Raw genomic sequence first — 2,873 nt, 5'->3', positions numbered from 1 at the left:
CTGCTCGCTTCGGCAAAGCCACGCGGGCGCCCCTTACCTTTGGCGTTAGGCTTTTTCAAAGAAATCGCAGGAGCACTAAATGAGTGGCATGTCGGAAGAATGGCAACGACAGAAAGACGAAGCAAATCGAATCATTTTTGAACGGGCCGATGCCGCCTACTATGCGTTGCCCGATGCAATGCACGAGAACCTCGAAATCGGACGAGCCGTCCATAATAGTCAGCAGGATTTGCTCCAACAGAACATCGTATTACGCAAGGAAGTCACCGCGCTACAGGCTAAAATTAGCGAGCTGAGTAGCCCTGGAGCGAGGTGGAAAGAGCGAAGTATTGGCCTATTGCTCGGCGTCATCGCATCAGTCATCGCATCCATTTTCTGGTGGCAAGCCGGTCTGCGGTGGGCTATTCTTCACTAGGGATATTTGCCCATTTTTTTATGGCTACCGCACATTACCGGGCTTAGCATCTTCCATCAAGTGAAGCACCCTGCCTTCGCGTACCAGCCTAACATCCACCATTACGGCAAGTTCGGCTTGGTCTCATCGGCCGTTCCTCCTCGCCCTAGCCTAACTGGGCGGTCAATGGGACGCTTACTGCATTGCTCGCTTCGGCAAAGCCACGCGGGCGCCCCTTACCTTTGGCGTTAGGCCTCTCAAAAATATGCTCACGGACGGTCCAATATGAGCCAAACGCGACTTGACGGCATGTCTATATTGATGCTCAAAGACCAAGAGTCATCCGAGCACGCAGACTACTTCTTCATGACAGATGTGTACGAACCAGATCCTCGATTCAAGAGTCGGTCTATGTGCACAGGCCAGAGAAGAGGCCTCTTTCGTATTCACAAGCAAGATGAGCGCGTTGATCTCATCTTTCCCATGGAAATGGACGTAGATGGAAGGTGCTTTCAACGTGCAGCAGGCAAGGTGATTCGGTCTTTCAAGGAGCAAGGCGCATTTCCCGACAAGGAGCAATTCGCATGTGGCTAACCTTGACAATCGCAGATGGCCAGAACAAAGGCAACGCCGCAATCACTTACGCCATCGCGCCATTAATTGCCCAGTTCCACACCGTGCCTCCGCGCAGCGGCCTAACTGGTTGTTCAACAGGACGTCTACCAGCTTCGCTGGCAGCCGCCTGTTAACGCGGGCGTTAGGCTCTTGGTGGCACCATGAAAAATATTCCCGAGCAGGCAAAGCCAGCTCTTGCATTTATCGGCACCTGCATGCTTGCCGGACCAGCCATTGGAGTCATTTTTGTATACCTTATGGCCGCTCTTCTGCTCGTTGGCCTCTCGATTTGGTCACTAATTCAAGGCGCCCCCTCAAAAGGAGGCCCGTTGATTTTTTATGCATTTGTTGGTGGGTTGGGATTGCTACCAATATTTGCAATGGTAGGAGCCATCTACACAGCACCGCTAACACTTGCAACCGGCGTTGTTCTTAGCATCGCTCACTATGCAAAACTAGTCGAACGCTCGGCACGTCACCTGCATCTGCCTCCACTAGCACTGCAACTGGTATTTGGATTTTCAGTCGGTTTAACACTAACCATGCTGCTTGGCTACAAAAAGCTTCCAGAGGTCATGAACTCACTTCTTGGAATGCATATCGTTGCGGGCTTCTCTAGTGCGCTATGCATGCCTATAGCTACGCACGTTCTAGGTCGCTTTCAGAAAGCCAAAGCCCATGAAGAACTCTAAAGTCAAGTGCACCGCTATGCCTTCGCGCCACAGCCTAACTTTTCGGTCAAGCCGACACCAACAAGCTCCGCTTGCTGGTTCCCTTCGTGCTCCGCACTCCGGTGCGGCTTACCTGTAGCGTTAGGCCTCTTGAAAATGTACGTAAAAGAGTATTCGGATGCACGTATCCAAGCACGTTGGCTTGAACCAGCAAAGGCTCAGCATGCCTACGACTACGCACTTCGCTATAGCCATCCAAAACGCCTCGGCCTCAATGAACAAGCAGTTGCAAACATTGACCGCTTAGTCATCGAGAGTTATCCCGTGGCCCATGCCTGGCTCGCTAATCGACTACCAAACACCGGCACCGTCCAAATTGTGTATAGCGAGTCAAACGTGGCTGTCATAGATGCCACAGAATTCATAGCTAGGTGGCATCAGATCTTCGTCCCGGCAAGAGACGATGCAGTCGTTCTGCACAACCTTTCCTCAACGGTTCTTTTTTACTGCCACGAGGAGGAGCTAGAGATTGGGCAACGCAGAGATCTGATGCCCAACACTGAAGTGGTTCCACTATGAGTAACCAGGCATCTTTCACCAACATGAGTTCGCATGGAAAATGCAATACCGTGCCTTCGCGCAGCGGCCTAACTGGGCGGTCAATGGGACGCTGGCACCATTGCTCGCTTCGGCAAGGCCACGCGGGCGCCCCTTACCTGAGGCGTTAGGCTTTTGGGTGCATTGAAACTCAGCTATATGGCCCATCTCTGGCCATTGATGCTTCCATCGTTTGATCGTTTCTTGGCGTTGCTTTCTTTGGCACTCATGCACTGCGCATTCTGGCCAGGTCCGGCGCTAACAAACACTGTGGTTGGCAACCGGGCGGCACAGCAAGTCTCCATCTGGCTGTCTGCCCTTCGGCAGCCTGCTGGCCACTGTGCGGCGCCAAAGTGCCACACGCCATCGCCGCATGGCTTCCTGTCCTTCGGCAGTCAGCGCATCACGGCGGCACGCGTCGGCTTTTCATTCGCATCTCAAGGCCAGCGATGATTCAACAAGAAGAGGTCCGTGCCGCTGCTTCACAGCTCTGGTCTGGTCAGGCACAATTCCATCCAGTCACACAAAGGGGGTTTCAGCGTGCAACGGCCAAGCATCAATCATCAAGGCGCAGTCGGCTATTGCTCATCGGCTGT

General features: G+C 53.1%; 3 protein-coding genes. All 3 read left to right on the top strand.

All coding sequences use genetic code 11. The features are described from left to right. The first annotated feature begins 79 nt into the window (after positions 1-79). The 3 genes from PSV38_RS13115 to PSV38_RS13105 all read left to right on the top strand — a co-directional run bounded on the left by PSV38_RS13115 (position 80) and on the right by PSV38_RS13105 (position 2,259). Complete coding sequence (locus tag PSV38_RS13115; protein ID WP_300548092.1) at positions 80-415, top strand: hypothetical protein; 336 nt, start codon at positions 80-82, stop codon at positions 413-415. 755 nt (positions 416-1,170) lie between these two features. Next, positions 1,171-1,701 (top strand): hypothetical protein, encoded by a 531-nt coding sequence (locus tag PSV38_RS13110; protein WP_300548091.1) that lies wholly within the window; start codon positions 1,171-1,173, stop codon positions 1,699-1,701. Positions 1,702-1,836: 135 nt separating this feature from the next. Then, complete coding sequence (locus tag PSV38_RS13105; RefSeq protein WP_300548089.1) at positions 1,837-2,259, top strand: hypothetical protein; 423 nt, start codon at positions 1,837-1,839, stop codon at positions 2,257-2,259. Positions 2,260-2,873 lie beyond the last annotated feature (614 nt).

The sequence above is a fragment of the Aquabacterium sp. genome (genome assembly GCF_029946005.1).
Classification (GTDB): domain Bacteria; phylum Pseudomonadota; class Gammaproteobacteria; order Burkholderiales; family Burkholderiaceae_C; genus Aquabacterium.
The sequence above is the reverse complement of the archived record's forward strand: the minus strand, read 5'-3'. Positions and strand labels throughout refer to the sequence as shown.

Excerpts from the sequence above, each read along its gene's own strand:
- PSV38_RS13110 (WP_300548091.1), top strand. The coding sequence starts at position 1,171 with ATGAAAAATATTCCCGAGCAGGCAAAGCCAGCTCTTGCATTTATCGGC.
- PSV38_RS13105 (WP_300548089.1), top strand. The coding sequence starts at position 1,837 with ATGTACGTAAAAGAGTATTCGGATGCACGTATCCAAGCACGTTGGCTT.
- PSV38_RS13115 (WP_300548092.1), top strand. The coding sequence starts at position 80 with ATGAGTGGCATGTCGGAAGAATGGCAACGACAGAAAGACGAAGCAAAT.